14 protein-coding genes are annotated in these 16,637 nt (G+C 52.2%); 8 read left to right on the plus strand and 6 right to left on the minus strand.

Annotated elements, in window-relative coordinates; all coding sequences use genetic code 11:
• Positions 1–169: 169 nt before the first annotated feature.
• Genes KW839_RS08485 through KW839_RS08505 form a run of 5 tightly spaced genes read left to right on the plus strand, consistent with a single transcriptional unit; the run spans position 170 to position 4,648 of the window.
• A complete protein-coding gene (locus tag KW839_RS08485; protein ID WP_256352574.1) occupies positions 170–1,216 on the plus strand; it encodes an AAA family ATPase in 1,047 nt (348 codons plus the stop codon).
• A complete protein-coding gene (locus KW839_RS08490) occupies positions 1,213–1,692 on the plus strand; it encodes a hypothetical protein (RefSeq protein WP_218424047.1) in 480 nt (159 codons plus the stop codon). The genes KW839_RS08485 and KW839_RS08490 overlap by 4 nt, the downstream gene beginning before the upstream one ends.
• Positions 1,689–2,189, plus strand: a complete 501-nt coding sequence (locus KW839_RS08495) for an HORMA domain containing protein (RefSeq protein WP_218424048.1) — start codon at positions 1,689–1,691, stop codon at positions 2,187–2,189. Before KW839_RS08490 ends, KW839_RS08495 begins: the two co-directional genes overlap by 4 nt.
• Positions 2,189–3,088 carry a CBASS oligonucleotide cyclase gene (locus tag KW839_RS08500; protein ID WP_218424049.1) on the plus strand — a complete coding sequence of 300 codons (900 nt, stop codon included), beginning with the start codon at positions 2,189–2,191 and terminating at the stop codon, positions 3,086–3,088. Before KW839_RS08495 ends, KW839_RS08500 begins: the two co-directional genes overlap by 1 nt.
• Before the next feature lie 6 nt (positions 3,089–3,094).
• On the plus strand, positions 3,095–4,648 hold the full coding sequence (locus KW839_RS08505) for an SAVED domain-containing protein (RefSeq protein ID WP_218424050.1): 1,554 nt from the start codon (positions 3,095–3,097) through the stop codon (positions 4,646–4,648).
• An 831-nt stretch (positions 4,649–5,479) separates the two neighbouring features.
• On the opposite strand, the gene KW839_RS08510 is transcribed toward KW839_RS08505, so the two are convergent.
• On the minus strand, positions 5,480–5,734 hold the full coding sequence (locus tag KW839_RS08510; protein WP_218424051.1) for a helix-turn-helix domain-containing protein: 255 nt from the start codon (positions 5,732–5,734) through the stop codon (positions 5,480–5,482).
• A gap of 111 nt (positions 5,735–5,845) precedes the next feature.
• Between KW839_RS08510 and KW839_RS08515 the strand changes: the two genes are divergently transcribed.
• Both KW839_RS08515 and KW839_RS08520 read left to right on the plus strand, forming a co-directional pair.
• Entirely contained in the window at positions 5,846–6,427 is a 582-nt protein-coding gene (locus tag KW839_RS08515; protein WP_218424052.1) for a hypothetical protein, read from the plus strand.
• A complete protein-coding gene (locus KW839_RS08520; RefSeq protein ID WP_218424053.1) occupies positions 6,424–7,809 on the plus strand; it encodes a DEAD/DEAH box helicase in 1,386 nt (461 codons plus the stop codon). Before KW839_RS08515 ends, KW839_RS08520 begins: the two co-directional genes overlap by 4 nt.
• 474 nt (positions 7,810–8,283) lie before the next feature.
• On the opposite strand, the gene KW839_RS08525 is transcribed toward KW839_RS08520, so the two are convergent.
• The 4 genes from KW839_RS08525 to KW839_RS08540 are packed head-to-tail and all read right to left on the minus strand — an operon-like array spanning position 8,284 to position 13,636.
• The gene (locus tag KW839_RS08525) at positions 8,284–8,715 is read right to left on the minus strand and encodes a hypothetical protein (RefSeq protein ID WP_218424054.1); all 432 of its coding nucleotides are present in this window, start codon (positions 8,713–8,715) and stop codon (positions 8,284–8,286) included.
• Entirely contained in the window at positions 8,708–10,771 is a 2,064-nt protein-coding gene (locus tag KW839_RS08530; RefSeq protein WP_218424055.1) for an integrase, read from the minus strand. Before KW839_RS08530 ends, KW839_RS08525 begins: the two co-directional genes overlap by 8 nt.
• Positions 10,764–12,428: a site-specific integrase gene (locus KW839_RS08535; RefSeq protein WP_218424056.1), complete on the minus strand. Its 1,665-nt coding sequence runs from the start codon at positions 12,426–12,428 to the stop codon at positions 10,764–10,766. The genes KW839_RS08530 and KW839_RS08535 overlap by 8 nt, the downstream gene beginning before the upstream one ends.
• Positions 12,425–13,636: a site-specific integrase gene (locus KW839_RS08540; RefSeq protein WP_218424057.1), complete on the minus strand. Its 1,212-nt coding sequence runs from the start codon at positions 13,634–13,636 to the stop codon at positions 12,425–12,427. The genes KW839_RS08535 and KW839_RS08540 overlap by 4 nt, the downstream gene beginning before the upstream one ends.
• Before the next feature lie 500 nt (positions 13,637–14,136).
• Here KW839_RS08540 and KW839_RS08545 point away from each other — a divergent pair, with 500 nt between their 5' ends.
• Positions 14,137–14,997 carry a hypothetical protein gene (locus KW839_RS08545; protein ID WP_218424058.1) on the plus strand — a complete coding sequence of 287 codons (861 nt, stop codon included), beginning with the start codon at positions 14,137–14,139 and terminating at the stop codon, positions 14,995–14,997.
• 227 nt (positions 14,998–15,224) lie between these two features.
• Here the strand turns inward: KW839_RS08545 and KW839_RS08550 are convergent, their stop codons facing one another.
• Positions 15,225–16,193: an IS5 family transposase gene (locus KW839_RS08550; protein WP_218424108.1), complete on the minus strand. Its 969-nt coding sequence runs from the start codon at positions 16,191–16,193 to the stop codon at positions 15,225–15,227.
• Positions 16,194–16,637: the final 444 nt, after the last annotated feature.

A 16,637-nucleotide genomic window follows, 5' to 3' on the forward strand; every position in this document is an offset into this window, starting at 1 on the left:
GCTGTGTCTCTTAGCCATGGGGTCGACATGTCATTCTCACTTTTGCGTTGGATTTTTCTCTTCATGCTTTTCTGTGGGCTGGAGGGCGATGCTTTGCTCTCGGTGCCAGACACTCCTATTAAAAGCTTCTCACGACGGCAAATTGACATGGCGCGGTAAGGTCAGCACTATGCAATTGGATCCATTTTTTCCACTCTGGCAATCCTTGGGTTCCGCATCTCGTGTGCGATTCTGTGCTCCCGACCTCGTGCTGGAGCGCGCTAACGTTAAACCTGCACCGTATCGATGGTGCTTGCTGAAAGAGGGTTTTGCCGCGATGTCATCACTCGGAGAACTACCCAAGGGGGTTCATCAGATCGTCACATTGCCGTCGCCCTCTTTGGGCGACCTGTGGAATTCTATTTTCCTTGACCAAGACATAAAAGATCAGTTGCTCGGTCAGGCGGTGGTTAATTTCACAGTACGAAAGAAGATCCCGCGGACCGTCCTGCCCTTGCACGGAACGATTTTGCTGGTCGGCGAACCGGGGACTGGCAAAACTTCGCTGGCCCGAGGATTAGCCCACAAGACAGCAGAAATTTTTACCAATCAGAAGTTTTCCCTGATTGAAGTCGATCCTCATGCGTTGGGTAGCGCCATGATGGGGAAAACCCAGAAGGCGGTTTCAGACCTGTTCGGTCAGACAATCGCTGAGGCGGCGATGACCGGTCCCACCATCGTGCTTCTGGATGAAGTGGAAACTCTTGCCGCTGACCGCAGCAAGCTCAGCCTGAGTGCAAATCCGGTGGACATCCACCGGGCGACGGATGCCGTGCTGGTTCAGTTGGATCTGCTCGCCGAGTCGCATAAAAATCTGTTGTTTATCGCTACCTCAAATTTTCCACAGGCGGTAGATGAAGCGTTCACCTCACGTTGTGATTTGGTGCTGGAAATCCCGCTCCCCAATCGCGAGGCGTGTGGGCAGATATTAACTTCCTGCCTTTCCGACTTGGGCAAGTTTTTTCCCGCAGTTGCCAAACTGCCTCAGGCCTCGGGCTTCGCTGAAGTCCTGCAAGAGGTTTTTGGCCTGGATGGCCGAGCCATTCGTAAGCTTGTTGCCAGTGCGATGACGCTTCGTAAGGAGGTCGCACTCAATCCCGACGAGCTGAAGGTGGCAGATCTGTTGCAGGCGGCCAAAGCTTCCAAGGCAGTTCGCTTGATGAGGAAGTCCGCATGAGTTCGGTAGTCAGCCGCGTCATTAGAAGTTCGCCTCATCGCAGCACGGCCGATACATGGAGCTTTATCGTCGATCTGCTGACCAAAGGCGAGCAGGGCGAGAAACGTGACGAACTACTTTCCGTGTCAGGCGTTGCCAGTTCGATTATTGCGGAGCAGGCAGCGAAGGATGCCGCAATCGTGATCACCTGTGACGGACCACGCACACGGATTTACTGCCTGTATGACGATGATGCGCTTGCTGTCGGGGACGAGAAAGAAGATCGGCTTGGGCACGATGCCCTTAAGGGGGATTGGACGGTTTCATTACCGTGTCCGGAAGACGATCTGGCCTGGGTCCAACGGGCGCTGAAAGCCAAAAGTTCTCACATTACCGCCCGTGACATGACTCAAAGCCTAGGAGACGAGTCCTCCGGGACCCAAGCGGCGGCTGATAGCGCCTTCACCGTTGACGTCGACAGGTTCTTAAAATCATGACGACCGTCTCGGTATATTCCTATACCCAATCCGTCACCTACGTGACCGATAACATTCTCAAGAGCCTGAAAGACATCCTCCGGGTCAGCGGCCTGGATCCGGCGGGGCTAGTGGGGGATTGGGATGTCCTACATCGGGGAATCAAGGCGTGGATCGATTCCAAACATCTCGAACTAGTGATTCTCGAGATCCACCACCCGAAGACTGACGCTCTGATTACCCGGTGGGATATCGCCGTGTCGTATACCTGGGACAGTTCCGCCGGTAGCTTCTGGACCGATACCGAGCAACTGAAGTATGCGATCAAGAAGGCTGGCGTGATGCCATCCGATGCTTCTTACCGTGTGGTGGTCACCACTGCCAATGGTCGACCGGAGGTCTCAGGGTGGAGCACCTGCAGCTTGAGATCAACCGAGGGTTTTGTACGTCAGAGCTTGGGTACCACTATTGAACACAACGGTCTGGGCGCGAATACCACCTACTGGAGAAGTACCTGATGCTGACAATCGATGAGGCGTTCCGCAAGTTCAAGAGTCGGTTGGAGCTCAACGACAAGGAACAGAAGAACGCAAGCGAGCGTCATTCTGAAATTCGTGAATTCGTCCGTTCGAAGTTTTCCATCGACAACGATTTTCTGACTGGCTCCTACGCCCGCTACACCAAGACCAAACCACTAAAAGATATCGATATCTTCTTTGTGATGAAGGAGTCTGAAAAGCATTACCGGAGCAAGTCCGCTGGCGTGGTTCTCGACGATTATGAAAAGGCGTTGATCGACAAATATGGGAGGGCTGCAGTCCGGCGCCAGAGTCGCTCGATTAATGTCGACTTCGGGGTCGAGGTCAAAGAAGACGACAAGACCGATTATAAAATTCTCAGTATCGACGTGGTGCCAGTGTTCGCTTGCGGTGAGGACTACGAGATTCCAGACGATGATACGGGTAAGTGGATCAAGACCAACCCCAAAAAGCACGCTGAGAAAGCCACGAACGCCCATCAGGCTTATGGCAATGAGTGGAAAGGTCTGGTGCGGATGGTCAAATACTGGAATAACAACCCAAAGCACGGCGAGAAACCGGTCAAACCCTCGTTCATGATTGAGGTGATGGCGCTGCAGTGTTTGTATGGAGGGTGGGGCGGACAGTTTGACCGCGAGCTGCAGAGCTTCTTCGCCACCTTGGCTGATCGGATCGGCGAAATCTGGCCGGATCCGGCCGAGCTTGGACCGCCCATCAGCAACTCAATGGACCCGCAAAGGGTGGCCAGTGCGCAGCGGGCGCTGCGTCAAGCAGCCGAAGAGGCGGGACAGGCAATCCATCTGGTGCGCCAAGGCAAGAACGGCGAAGCCCTGAAGGCCTGGCGCGCGTTGCTCGGTCCCATGTTCCCACTGAGTTGAATCGCCATGGCACAAGCAGTTATCACGCGCCGTGATGGCGATGTTTTTCAAGCCCGGATGTTCTGGCTACACGCCGCGCGCTTGCTGGATCCTGAGAGCAATGTATTACGGGTCGGCTTTGAGTCAGGGTTAAAAGGTTTTGATGACATATGGATTGAATACGATCCAGACAAGGCGCCGCCGGACCATGTTGGACAGGCGCTGCGGTTTGAGCGGATGCAATGCAAATGGCACGCGTTGCCTGGCTCATTCACTCACGTCGACCTGACGAGCCCCGAGTACATCAACGCCACAACTACCTCGCTTTTAAAGCGTGCGCTGGACGCCCACCGTCACGATGGGGCGAACGATCAGGTCTCAAAGCTGATTCTGGTGACCAATCACGGCGTCGCGGCGGAGGACATACTCAAGCGGCATATTCGGCAGCGCTCGCTGAACTTGGACGTGAATCAGTTGTTCGATGGCAGTACGCCGCGCAGTGCCAGGGGGAAACTGAGAAAGCTGTGGGCCGAGCATCTGGGCATCGACGAAGATGAACTTAAACAGCTGTGTGGCCGGCTCGGATTCCACCTGACTCGCGATTCGCTTGACGGGCTCCGTGAGTTGCTTGATCAGGCCTGTCGGGCCAATGGCTTGATTCGCCCTGCCTCCAACGCGAGTACAACCCCCTATGACGCCAATATTTTCGAATGGGTAGGTCATCAGCGGACCGAGTACACGCGTGAATCGTTCAGGGATCAGTGCGCCCAGGAAGGACTGCTGGCAAGCAAACCAGTGAACCCTGTCTATACCTTCGGCGTAAAAACCTTCGAGCACGCCTTGGACCGCCTGGACAACCGCTGTGTCGAAGTGCTGGACCTGGTGCCAGAGTTTGATGAACGAAGCATTCGCAACACCGATGCTTGGCGCGACTCGCTGCTGCCTAGGGTGCGGGAGTTCCTGCTTAGGCTGCCGACACGTGAGGGGCGTATTCGGTTGGCGATCGAAGCGCATGTGACGCTGGCGTTTGCCGTGGGCGTCGTGCTGGATACCAAGTCCGGGCGCCTGGTCGAGCTTGAGCAAAGGTCGCCGGTTTTGAAGATCTGGGCGGCCGATGATGAGCCTCTGTCGTCTTTGCATTCGACATGGGTTTTTGAGGAGCACGAATTGGATTCTGAGGGGCAGGGCACTGCTTGTGCGGTAAGTGTCACTCGGGATACTGAAGGCGCCGTGCGTCACTACCTCGGGCAGAGCGGGCTGAAGTTGCGTCGGTTACTGGTCGCTAGACCCAGTGCCGGCGTGTCGGCGCAGTCAGTAGCCTCCGGCGCCCATGCGAATGCATTGGCCGAGCAGTTGGCGAAAAGAGTTCGTGCTGACCGAGATGCTCGCCCGTGCTCGCGGCTGGAGCGTTATCATCTATTCATCGCAGCCCCAAACGCCTTCACCTTTTACTTGGGGCGCCAGGTGGCGATGCTCAAACCGTTGTCACTCTACGAATTCGATTTTGGGTATCAGGTAGACAACTCCTACGAGCCGTCACTCGCTTACCCGGAAGTCGCCACCGTGCCTCCGGAGGTATAATCGACTCAGCGAGTTCATCGAGGCTGATCGGTAGTGATGAGAAGGCTGTCCGCTAGCGGGCGGTGGGTGGGGGCGGCACTTGGTTCACCTGCTGCATTTGCTTGCGAAGGTCGCATAGGGTGCGTTGGCTCTGACGTTGTTTGAACAACTGTTGCTTGGTCTTTATTCGTTGGGTCGTAGCTTCGGTGGACAGCGATTGAATGACCCGTCCTTCGGCCTGTAGTTCAACTGCCGACATTACCTGCCTTGATCGAAGGTCAATATCGGGTCGATTTCTGCCGGTCTCGAATAGGGCGGGCATGCTTTCTCGTTTTAAAAACTAATGACTTCATTTTATTTTTTAATGACCACTGAAGGGAAGGTTGGCAGTAAATGCAATAGGCCGTGTAAACCACAAGTTTATAGTGGCGCCTATGGAAACCTTCAGGAGTATCGAATGCGTTGTGCGCAGCGCCGGAATCGGCAGCCGCGCCGAGGTCGCTCGATGTTTGAGCGATACTAGCTGGGGAGCCAAGAGTATTGCCACGCAAGAGGTGTGCTTCGGAGTGCGGCTGTACAGCGCCGTACCACGGAAATTCTTCTAGCAACGGCCCGACTTCATGACATAAAACCTTTCACAAACGGCGACCATGTTGGCGTTTAAGGTTTTCGCGACACGGTTGGCCATGGTTGGCTGGTTCCAATCTTAATGAAAAGAATTCCAATCGTAGTGAAAACTCATGACCCCCGGTGGGTCAGTTTTCAACCGGTGTTGACACCTTGACAAGGGACGCTGAGCATTTGAATCAGTAATTTGTCAATTTTGGTTAATTAGTGCTCGCTAATTTGGGTTCAGTCGCTTGCCGTCAGATCAGAAGCCAACTCCTGGAGAGAAAGCGATTCAGGCAAGAGATACTGAGGCTCGCATTCCAGAATGTTGGCTATGCGATATAGCTTTTCTACGGTGATATTCACTTCGCCGCGCTCAATACGCCCCATATAGCTTCGATCGACAGTGCAGGAGTGCGCCAACGCATCTTGGGAAAACCCTTTGGCTTTCCGTTGTGTCCGTATTCTTTCGCCCAATGCCTTTGCAAGCTGATGCATATCCGCCTCGGTCTCCACTGAGGCGGCACTATCTTGCGTTTGCGGATGAATCGGCCACGGACTATAATCCGCATTTTGACCATTCCGCGAATTTCCCTTCCAGGTGCCTGCATGAAACCCGATTCATTCATCTTCGACAGGCGTCTCTACGACCTGTTTCAGCAGGGGCACCTATGCCAATTTACGACCAACGACTTACGTAACGCTTACGCCACTCACCTGGCGGGTATTACGTTCAACAGCAGCGACCTGCGCAGATATGTCTATGAGCAGATCAGACGGATGCTGCGAACAGGATGGGTTATTCAGGATGAAAAACGACAAAAGCGGGGTCAGATCTATCACTGGCAGGGTATTCCAGCGAGTCTACAGGTGGAGCTCATCGATAATGGGTACGAGAACAGTGTCAAGTCGGTGATTAAACCACTGCAACAACCCGCACAAAGCATCGACTCAGAGCAGCCTGGGCCAGATGTTGTCGAACACCTGGAATCCATACTCAAAGAGATTCGGCTCGACTTCCTTTCCTCCATGGGAGAGGCGGAGCGCTATAAGCAACTGCTTGACGAAATGCCGCATCTGAAAGAGCAAGTCGAAGGTGATTATCTCGAAGCTCGAGACCGAAGCTCTCGTCTTCTAGGACATCTCCGAGCGGTCGAAAAGACGCTCAAGACAGTCATGATCGCACGATGAAAGCATCGCCGAGAAAATGGCAGAGCCAATGCATTGAAATAGCGCTGGAGCACTACACCACAACGCCGCACTTTTTCTGCCAAGCCACGCCAGGGGCCGGGAAGACACGAATGGCCGCAGAGCTGGCTCGACAACTGTTGGAGCAAGGCAAGATTGATCTCGTGCTGTGTTTTGCTCCGTCATGCCAAGTTGTCGAAGGCTTCCGCTCGACATTCTCCGCTGTACTTGGGAAGCGTCTTGATGGGCTTATCGGTGCCGTAGGAGCCGCGAGTACCTATCAAGCGATGGAACACCAGGATGAAGCCTTCTGGAGGCTCTTTGATGACTACCGCGTGTTTGCAGTATTCGACGAGATCCATCACTGCTCAGGAAACGATCCGCTGTTGAGCAATGCTTGGGGGCAGCAAATTCTTTTGAAAATGCAAGCCCGCGCTGCTTTTACCTTGGCTCTATCGGGTACGCCATGGCGCTCAGATGACAGAGGCATTGCTTTGGCTCGTTACTCCAACCCGGAGGGTCGATTGATTTGCGACTATCGCTATGGCCTCAAAGAAGCCATTTCCGACGGGGTTTGCCGGACGCCTCGCATCGTTCTCTTAGATAACCAGATGCTTAGACTCAAAGAAAATTTTCTAAACGACACTACCGTTAAACTATTTCCCAGCATCGCTAAGCTTTTGCGCGGATCTCCGGTTTCATATGAGGACCTAATTTGGCATGAGGACGCGCTCAACCAGTTACTTGATCTGGGAAGCAAGAAACTCGATGAAGTGCGAATACTCAAGCCGAATGCCGCGGGATTGGTTGTTGCTACAAACATCGAACATGCTCACCAGGTTGCTGCAGCGCTAAAGGGCAAGGGCGAAAGCTTTCAAGTCGTGACCACCAGAACCCCAGACGCACAGCAGGTAATCAACGGATTTAAAGATAGCGACTGCCGATGGATTGTTGCGGTGGGAATGATCAGCGAGGGGACTGATATTCCTCGGCTACAGATTTGCTGCTACCTCAGTCGAATTCGCACTGAGCTGCATTACCGCCAAGTCCTGGGAAGGGTCCTTCGACGTATGGGCGAGACTGACAATCAAGCTTGGTTGTTCGTGTTAGCAGAACCGACATTGAAGCGATTTTCTCAACGTATCGCCGATGATTTGCCGGATGATTTGGCCGTCGTATGTGTTGTAGGTGCGACTAAGTCTGACGATTGCTCGACAGAATGTGAGTTGGGCAGCTCGATGCAAGGCATACCGGAAGAACCATTCAGTTCAGCCCCCACCTCTATAGCGCAGAAGTTTTTTCCGCCGGGAGATTTGAGCTTTGTATCGACTTATCAAATAAGTTTTTCGAAAAATTATCGCCAGCAACTGCTGGCCGTTTTCTGATGTGTTGTTTATCCATTACCAGGCCGTTGCGGTATGGCCAATTGATAGGATCGACTTCTGTTGAAATCTGGTGGCCGGCAGGCTCGCTGGCGACTCCAGCAAGCCCCATTCGCAAAGTCCAGACTTGCCAGCGCTGCTCCTCCTCCCTAGGCAGACTCGAAAGTTGAAGCAGTGCAGAGAATTCTAGTATCAACCTGAGAAGAACAGAGAAGAAATAAGGGGGGGTAGGGCAGCGAAAGACTGAGTTGGTGCCAAAGGTCGAACGTGCCAGGCTCTGAGAAATACCTCTCCAAGTGCTATATAGGGCATTGTCGGGTGGGTAATTGCACCTCGCTTGACCATGCCCGTTCGACCTCACCAAGACTGGAGTTAGGTCTTAGATGACGCATAAGCTACCCGTCCTTCCAATCCGTATGGCGTCAATACTTAGACGACAGAAAATACAAAAATTGCGTTAAGCTCTCACTGAGGAACTCAAGCTTTGCGGGACTGTGGCTCACGGATAGTCGGAAGCGGGGCCATTAGCCGCTCTCGTGTAAGGCCCGCAAGCGTTGCGTTGTATATCAGCCGGTTCGCCATCTCGGCCATTCTGGCAAGTTCTGCTTTCAGCTCGTCGTTTTCTGCCTGAAGCCGGGTGATTTTTTTCATGGCATCCAGCGTACTCCGTGGCCTCGGCATGTCCACAAGCCTCTGTTTTTCAAGCTTTAGATGTCCTTTCTTCGTCTTATACGAGACTTTTATCGCTATTTTCTTGTCGAGCGCCTGACGTGTTGGCGGGTTGTCCCACCCCAAAATCCCTTGTGCACCAATGCAGACTGCGTTCCAGTCCAGTGCATGCTCGATCGACCAGTTACGAATCATCTGAGCGATTTTTCTTACATGTTGCTCTGTGATCGTTTTAGGCATTATCGGAACTCCGAAGTAACTCCAGGCAGGCCAGTAGATCATCGCCATATGTGATGCGTAGTTCATTCCTGTCTAGCAACTTCACACCTGTTGTTTTGGCTTTCTCGGACAAAATCACCTTCTCATGGCTGAAGTCCTCTCCGGCAATTTCGATAGGGCTGCCGTCAGGTATTTCAGGGTTGTGAAGGATGACAAGCAGTTGATCGAGTCTTTCGATCTGCGGTCCTGCCTTTTCCGTCCAGCGCGATGCAGCCCGCTCGCCTTCCGCTATCGCACGTTGGGCGGCCGTGTAAGTCCGCACGAGATTGTCACGATCCAGTTTGATGATTTCAGCGGCGATCTTGTCGCCTTTGCACATGAGCAGTTCCGAGCAATTGAGGCAGTCTGCGAACTTGTTGCAAGGACCGGCTCTCCAGCTACGCCGGCAAATGCCATAGCGGCTGCGATGGAAAGGCCCATTGCCATAAAGCTCCGTTTCTCCATTGGTGACTGGATTCAGCGGCTCCTGCTCTTGGATGGTCCCGAGCACCATAGCTCCTTTGGCGGCAGTCTTGATCGGGTCATCATTCAGGTATGTACGGGTTTGCCGGGTAGAAGCGCGACTGCTCCATTCAGTGAGCATCTCGACGGAAAGGCCGCTGGCGCGTCCCAGTCTGTTGAGCAGGTGGCGGAGGCTGTGAGAATTAAGCTTGAGGGGGGGATAGCCGTTTCGAGCGAAAAAGTTCATGTGCTCTCTGTTTCTGCTTCCGATGTTCAAGCGTCCGGAATAATAACCTTCATGGAACGGCTTAAGCAGTACTGGGCTTGTGCTGACCCTAGTTGTCAGTTCAGATCGACGAAAACACATTAGGGACTCCGACATTTTCAGGGGTAACTGTGCCGAGCTATCCGGGGCTTCCTGGTAGGGGAAATGCGGGTTGAACGCGCGGTGTTCGATCAGCACCAATTGCCACAAGGCGTCCAGTGTAAAACCTAATAGCGTACCGTTTCCGGTATGTCTCCTAATGAAATCGCGGCAGCTATTCTGACTGGCAAAGCCTAGCGCCTCCACCGCTTGGTCGGGCGTTAACTCCTGGTCGTCAGGAACATCCGGGCAGTTCGAGTGACGGTAAAATTTTGCTGGATTTGTCTCCATGTAACTCGCGAGGCGACGACCTTCCTCGGTTATCACACTTAGCCTCTTGATCGCCTCTGTAGTGACATCTACCATAATACTAGGAATTGGTTTGCGAGCGAATTGCCGGGTCTTCGGTACCCAATATGCGAGATAGTGTTGCATTTCTCCGTTCTTATCCGTTCCATTATGCAGGCAATCAGTGCGAAATCGTAGGGTCTCGCTAATACGCATGGGTGCGCTAAGTAAAAGTCCGGTGATGGAGGTAACTAACACGTCCTCAGCCGAATACGTTTCACTTTCTCCTCGTGAGAATACCTCAGCTATGGTCAGTAGAGCGTCCTGATTTGGTATTTTCTTCGCCTTAATTTCATCCGGCGCCCTACTTCCGTTGATAACGTTGTAGCTGTGCAAGCCTTGATAGGGATGATTCCAAAACGTCGGATCGACGTTAACGATAAAGAGGTCTGCCAGCATCTTCAGGATGCTTTTTATGAGAGTACAAATATTTTCGCGGGCGGCAAAAGTTTCGAGCGCGGTGATGGCTCTGTCCCAATGTCGCTGTTCGAACTTAGTAATATCCGGTATTTCGAAGTCTTGGCTCAACGCAAACTCGATCACTCGAAGCGCCTGCATTTGATTGCTAAGCGTCTTGCGCGGACACAGCGTATTCTTATAGCGCAGGTAGGCCTTAGCAAACTCGGCAAAAAAGGGATGCATCAGTTGATGTAGTTCGGGCTTTTTGCGGGAGTGAAGGCTGGCGTGTTCAAAGTTGATGAAGCGTACGGTTCTAAACGGCGTACACCATCTGTTCGCATCCCAAGAAAAACCCTCCAAGTCGGACCAGAGCGTCAGTTGGTCCCGAGCGAGAATAATGAACTCGTTGAGATTTTGCTGGGCAGAAAACTCGTGTTTAGGTATGAACCGAATAATCTTACTCATGACTTGATCTCCGCTCGGCTTTGTGAAAGTTGCAGCGCGCAATGCAGTTCTTGACGGCTCGAATGTCGGCCGAGAGGTCAATGGGAATGAGCAGATTTCGGGGGCTGCCAATCTTTAGCACTTGCTCCTCGGCTGCCATACGCTGCTGCAGCGCCTCTAGTACTTCATGATGAGGCGCATCGACTAACGGCTCAAAATGCATGCAGCGATAGCAGGGGATCGGCACCGAAGTCGTCGCACAGAAACTGTGTTTTCCACAGCGCCCGACACTCTTAAGCTCACCTTCGTGGGCGAACTCAAGCTTACTTGTCGGGTCGCTGGCTCTTTTGGCTTGTTCCTCCGAGTCGATCAATGTTCCTGCAAAAGCCATTGCCAGTGGTGCAAGCATGGGAGCCATTGCCTCATTGATTTTCCGTGCCGCCTCGGCTGGGTCGCTGTAATAGGCATGTATCGAGATTTCGGATGTATGGCCCATCCAATCAGAAAGTATATGCTTGGGAACCCCCTTGCGTGCGAGCTGGCGTGCTCGGGTATGACGCATTCGTAATGCACTGACGACGATTGTCTTGCCTGTCCGCGGACTAATTGGCGTTTTTGGTATCTTTAACCGCTTTTTGCCATATGTGCAGTTCGGGGAATTGGAATGCCAACTGATAATGGTGCCTATATATCCCTTCCGCAAATGAAAAAGTTCGCTGTCTAAATGCTCTAGCAAGTTGAGTCGGTAGTGAGTCTCGATGAGTTGCCGAGCTTTCTTAATACACGTTTTACTGCAAAATAGCGGCAGTTTGTTCAATTGATCTACCGTTAATGCTGAGCCCAAGACATGCTCGTAAAGCGCCCTTACTTCCTGGCGTTGAATGCAGCATAAATCCCATAAGTGGTCAGATAGCGGGTGAGTTTCGAACTTGCTGTCGCGAAAAGCAGTCTCGGCGACCAAGTCTTTTACTCCGGGGAAGTCTATGATTCGTCCTGGAAAGTCTTTGTTGTCCGAATGGTTTTCGCGAACATCGCCGACTTTGAGGTAAGCAATTTGTATAGGTCTTCGAGCATATTGCATCGATAGCAACTTGACGAGCGTGACTTGGGTAGAGCTGGCGCCGTCGTCGTAATTGTTCCATGCAACGTTTAAGAGGCCATCATATTCCTCATCGGTTAGCCAGCTTTTCTCCGGGTCGTCGGAGAGCACATTACGGGGGCCATTGCGGTACGGGACACTATCATTTAATAATCGCAAGGCATCTGGGCTGACGGCAGCACTATCTCGCTCCTGCCAGTGGAGGAGGAAGCGAGTGGTTACTTTCTTATGACGCCGGAACGCTGGACTGGTCAGTGCTTGTGCTATCCAGTTTGAATCAAATGCGCTTGTGGGATTTAAGTTGAGAGCCGTCAGCAGCATAGAGAAAAAACTCTCGTAGGTATTTGGTGCATAGTAGCCCTGCTTTGTGAAGGAGATGACGTGCTGTTTGAATGACAGCCTTAGAATTGGACTTAGTTGAGACAGGGCTTTAGCCATGAAAAAGCTTGTTTTACCTGAATGGCGAAGAACGTCACCGTCCCAATAAAAAGAATCAAGTTGATGGGCAGCGCGTTCTGTTCGGTTGAGATCAACCTCAAGCAACTTGAATGTGCTTGGCAAAATAACTTTTTTTTTCATTCGTTGAACCTCGCGGTGTCGGAGGCGATTCTCAGACCAATTTCATGCGACTTTTTCTCAATGTGGCGGCGGTTGTACAGCCTAGACATATCCGAGTCTGGTGCCCAGCCCATTAGCTGTTCCCTCAAGGTCCGCTCTTCTTCAAAAGGCATGTTGTCGTTATCTGCCTGTGTTGAAAAACGGTAGTTCCAGTCGTGTCGCAATAAGTGGGGGTGAATTGGCATGAGGGAGTTAAAGATTTGCTTGAGGTTTGCTAGTCCTGAACTAAATGCTGTTTTCGGAAGTGCTTTACCCTGGCTGTGTCCGCCACGGTGGACGACGAAAATGAAATCCTCATCCGAGAATCCGACCCTAGGTATTTCTGCTCGCCAGTTGTTTCGATAATCTGTTAGTTGCTCCTCGAGGCTTCGTGATATCGGAACTCTGCGTCCCAATGTTTTTGCAACCGGTTGATGTAGCCTGGTGTCAACCGCATCATGGTGGTTGCGATCAATATCCAGATAGGCGCTGTCGTCGCCCCCTGCTTCTATGAAATGCTTGAGTTTCAGGCTCAGTAGTTCGCCGGATCGCATACCCGTTTCGTAAAGAACACGGAGCATCACAACATTGCGGAGTCTGGATCCACTGTCCTGCGGTTTCCGTAAATTCTCAAAAGGGTGGTCGAACAGGTCCCGCAGCGTGGTACGAGATTGCGAGGGCAGCTTCGTAGTCACAACTCGTCGATCGCGTGCGGATTTAGAACCGGCTTTGCGCCTTTTCTTTTTCAGCAGCATGTTGTTTTGTTCCTCTACGGCATCCCTGACGTTGCGAGTGTTGGAATCAGTTATGACCTCTTGCGCGAGCCAGCGAATATACCCTGCTGCGTACGCAACATAGGTGTTGTACTTGGGGCTGCTGATGACGCTTCCCTTGCTACCCAGCTTGCTAGCGCGCAGAAAGTCCGCAAGGTCATCAATCTGAATCGCGCTGAGAAATTTCCGGCTGTGAAAATATGTAGCTAAGTCGATGTTCCTGCTGAATTCCCACTCACAGATTCGCTTGATTGTTGCGAGGTAGACCTTCTGCGTTTCGTGGGTAGTGGATGGTCTGATCGATCGTGCGATGTAGGCAGTTGGGTAGAACAGAGGAAAGCCTGGTTCGCTAGCCTCGTAGAGCTGAGAGAATCGTTCGCCGTTGTTCGCAATGAAGGTTTTGAGGGTATAGTTCATGTTGTTACGTCCGAATATTCATGGTGCTCCCAAGCGCCAGGTACAGGTAGGCCTCGCCTGTCACGATGAATGCACCTCTAGGATGAATGGGCATACGGCCGACTCGTCAACCGAGGGGGCGCAGAATGCGGCTGTCAGACGTTGCTAAAACTTACTACCCCGCAAAAGCTCAAGACTCCACCCCTGGGCTTTTTGTATCTCCAGTAACTGGACTAATCAGTCATGCTGCATGTGGTTCATCGCTATACACAGCAGAAATGTAGTTATTACCTAAAAAGGTCGGTGGTGAGTCCGATATATATTGAGCTTTTTTACGGACGATGTGGGCTTTGCTTGTAGGCCATAAATTATTCTTAAGTTGGCTCTAGATTCGAATTCGGCGATTGAAATAGTTTGTGCATTTCTGTTAGGGTCCTTTTTAGGTAAGCCGGGAAGCGGTCATTTGAAGACACCCATGCGTAGCCGGTTTAAGTTCTTCTTGGGGGCGTCGGAGGTGCGCGATGAGCGATTCGTCTGTTCAAACCATTCACAAATTCCAGGCGATAGCTTTTGGCTACACCCTATTCTGCATAGCTGGATACGAATCGCCGACGGATTTTGCCCGTTGGTGTGATCGTTGGTGGCAGTCGCGGCGTCCCTCCCTACCGGACCGCCAGAAGCCTAATTCCAAATGGTTTAAACTATTGGCGGGGGCATGGCCACGCGAGCCTTGGTTCGCTGAATTAGTAAGCGACTTCCCGGTATTGAAGGACTTACTAGACAATCCACTTTGGACGGTACTTGTTTGGGAGGACATCCCATCCGATGCGGCAGACGTGTTCATTCAACGCGTGCGCATGAACGGCGCGCCGCTTTTTCCTTTCAGCGAAAAGATGATGGAGGCTCTGTGCGGTTGCCCCGATTGGACTCGACTGGCTTACCTGGTTGCGCTGCTGCGCACGCGCGATCTGCGATATCTGGTCCACCGGCTATGGCTGCGCAAGAACTTTTCTTGTTATGTAAAACTCGTGTGTCTGACGACGCCGTACCGCGCCTGTTACTCAGAACTCTACCGGCATTTGCATGCGCTCTATCTTCACGGTCAGTTAGGGGAAGTTGACCACTGGCCGATGGACCTGCAAGCCTTTCATGAAGCATTGCAGCGTCAGAAGTCATTTTGGAATACGCTGGATGAAAAGAACTGGATCAAGGAATGGGACGCAGCCTTTGGTGTGACGATGCTCTGGCACGTAGCAGCAGATCTTCGATTAGTAGCCTCGCGATTTGCCCAAGGTCAATACGAATGTCCACGAGACTTGGTACATAGGGTTAAAACGACCCTCAAAAACCACAGTGAGACGGTAATCAAGCTGATTGACTGACGCCGGTTCAAATTCGACAGTATTGCGCTCATTGCCAACCGGTTAGGCGACGGTTGACTTGCCCGCCGTTTGGCCGTTTAGGGAAGGTCTGAAGTACCCCCGCGATTTTTTGATGCTCCAACCATTTGGAGTTCAAAAAAACGACGGCCTCCCAAAAATCAGACTTAGGCTCTTCTTAATTCATTGTTTTTCCTTGAACAGTGCCTTTTCTCCGCGCATTTCGCGCATCACAGACGCACCTCTCCCGCAACCAACAGCCGTTTTCGCATCATCCACAGGTTTGACAGGGCAAACAGTGTGGTCTGTTGCGCGGTATTTTTTATCAGCCCGCGATAGCGCACTTTCGTATAGCCAAACTGGCACTTGATCATCCGGAACGGATGTTCGGCCTTGGCTCGCATCTGGGCCTTTGCGTATTCGATTTTGCGACGCACCTGAGCGATCAAACTCTGCTTGCCGTGCTTCTTATACGTGCTGGGCTGTGCGGCAATTGACCAGATCATCTGGCGATCTTGATGTTCCGGACGCTTGTCCACGCAGGTGTAACCGGCATCGCCAGAGACATAAGTTTCCTCTCCATGCAGTAACTGTTCGACCTGTGTCACGTCCGCGACATTCGCCGCCTTGCCCACTAGGCTGTGCACCAAACCGGATTCGGCATCGACACCGATATGCGCTTTCATTTCGAAGAAATATTGATTACCTTTTTTCGTCTGGTGCATTTCTGGATCACGTTTACCGTCCTTGTTCTTGGTCGAACTCGGCGCATGAATGATCGTTGCATCGACCACCGTCCCCTGGCGTAGCAGCAAACCACGGTCGCCCAGATAGCCATTGATGACCTGCAAAGTCCCGGCAGCCAACTCATGTTTTTCCAGCAGGCGGCGGAAGTTGAGGATCGTGGTTTCATCCGGAATCCGATCCAGATGTAGCCCGGCAAACTGGCGCAGAATCGTGGTTTCGTAGAGGGATTCTTCCATCGCCGGGTCGCTGTAGCCAAACCAGTTCTGCATCAGATGAACCCGCAGATTGGCCATCAACGGATACGCCGGACGACCGCCTTCACCCTTCGGATAATACGGTTCGATCAACGCAACCAGACCTTTCCAGGGCACGACCTGATCCATCTCAATCAGGAAGCGCTCGCGGCGGGTTTGCTTGCGTTTGCCAGCGTATTCGGCATCGGCGAAGGATATTTGCTTCCTCGGGGCTCAACCGTTTAGTTCGTGGGGCAGGCGTATTTCAGCAGACTTGGAAGTCTTTTTCAGAGTTTCCTTAGGTGGAAGGTGGACGAACTTGCCGATACGGATTCCGAAGGACAGACCTCTATGTGACCGTCATACATGGAATGTCTATGCAAGCGAGAGGTGGAGCTAGACGAAAGGCTCTGGCGTTCATAGCTAAACAAGCGATGCTTGATTGGCACGGCTAAAACATGCGCGCATCAATGGTGAACTTTGGCTCTGGTAATAAAAGAACCCTTCCCGATCAATACGGGTATCAAACAAATTCTTGAATATTCCGGATCCTGAACAGAGCAATGTCGCCGGAAAATAATGGGCGTAAACATCTATGCGTTAGTTCACTCTCCTGCGACAGCAATCTGATTTCAATTTTGTTCGATCTCTTGAGATCTGTCG

This window comes from Pseudomonas sp. PDM31 (assembly GCF_019218965.1).
GTDB lineage: Bacteria > Pseudomonadota > Gammaproteobacteria > Pseudomonadales > Pseudomonadaceae > Aquipseudomonas.

Coding starts and splice junctions, on each gene's coding strand:
- KW839_RS08510 (WP_218424051.1), bottom strand. CDS start 5,734: ATGCATCAGCTTGCAAAGGCATTGGGCGAAAGAATACGGACACAACGG.
- KW839_RS08505 (WP_218424050.1), top strand. CDS start 3,095: ATGGCACAAGCAGTTATCACGCGCCGTGATGGCGATGTTTTTCAAGCC.
- KW839_RS08530 (WP_218424055.1), bottom strand. CDS start 10,771: ATGAGTAAGATTATTCGGTTCATACCTAAACACGAGTTTTCTGCCCAG.
- KW839_RS08490 (WP_218424047.1), top strand. CDS start 1,213: ATGAGTTCGGTAGTCAGCCGCGTCATTAGAAGTTCGCCTCATCGCAGC.
- KW839_RS08515 (WP_218424052.1), top strand. CDS start 5,846: ATGAAACCCGATTCATTCATCTTCGACAGGCGTCTCTACGACCTGTTT.
- KW839_RS08525 (WP_218424054.1), bottom strand. CDS start 8,715: ATGCCTAAAACGATCACAGAGCAACATGTAAGAAAAATCGCTCAGATG.
- KW839_RS08485 (WP_256352574.1), top strand. CDS start 170: ATGCAATTGGATCCATTTTTTCCACTCTGGCAATCCTTGGGTTCCGCA.
- KW839_RS08540 (WP_218424057.1), bottom strand. CDS start 13,636: ATGAACTATACCCTCAAAACCTTCATTGCGAACAACGGCGAACGATTC.
- KW839_RS08495 (WP_218424048.1), top strand. CDS start 1,689: ATGACGACCGTCTCGGTATATTCCTATACCCAATCCGTCACCTACGTG.
- KW839_RS08520 (WP_218424053.1), top strand. CDS start 6,424: ATGAAAGCATCGCCGAGAAAATGGCAGAGCCAATGCATTGAAATAGCG.
- KW839_RS08500 (WP_218424049.1), top strand. CDS start 2,189: ATGCTGACAATCGATGAGGCGTTCCGCAAGTTCAAGAGTCGGTTGGAG.
- KW839_RS08535 (WP_218424056.1), bottom strand. CDS start 12,428: ATGAAAAAAAAAGTTATTTTGCCAAGCACATTCAAGTTGCTTGAGGTT.
- KW839_RS08545 (WP_218424058.1), top strand. CDS start 14,137: ATGAGCGATTCGTCTGTTCAAACCATTCACAAATTCCAGGCGATAGCT.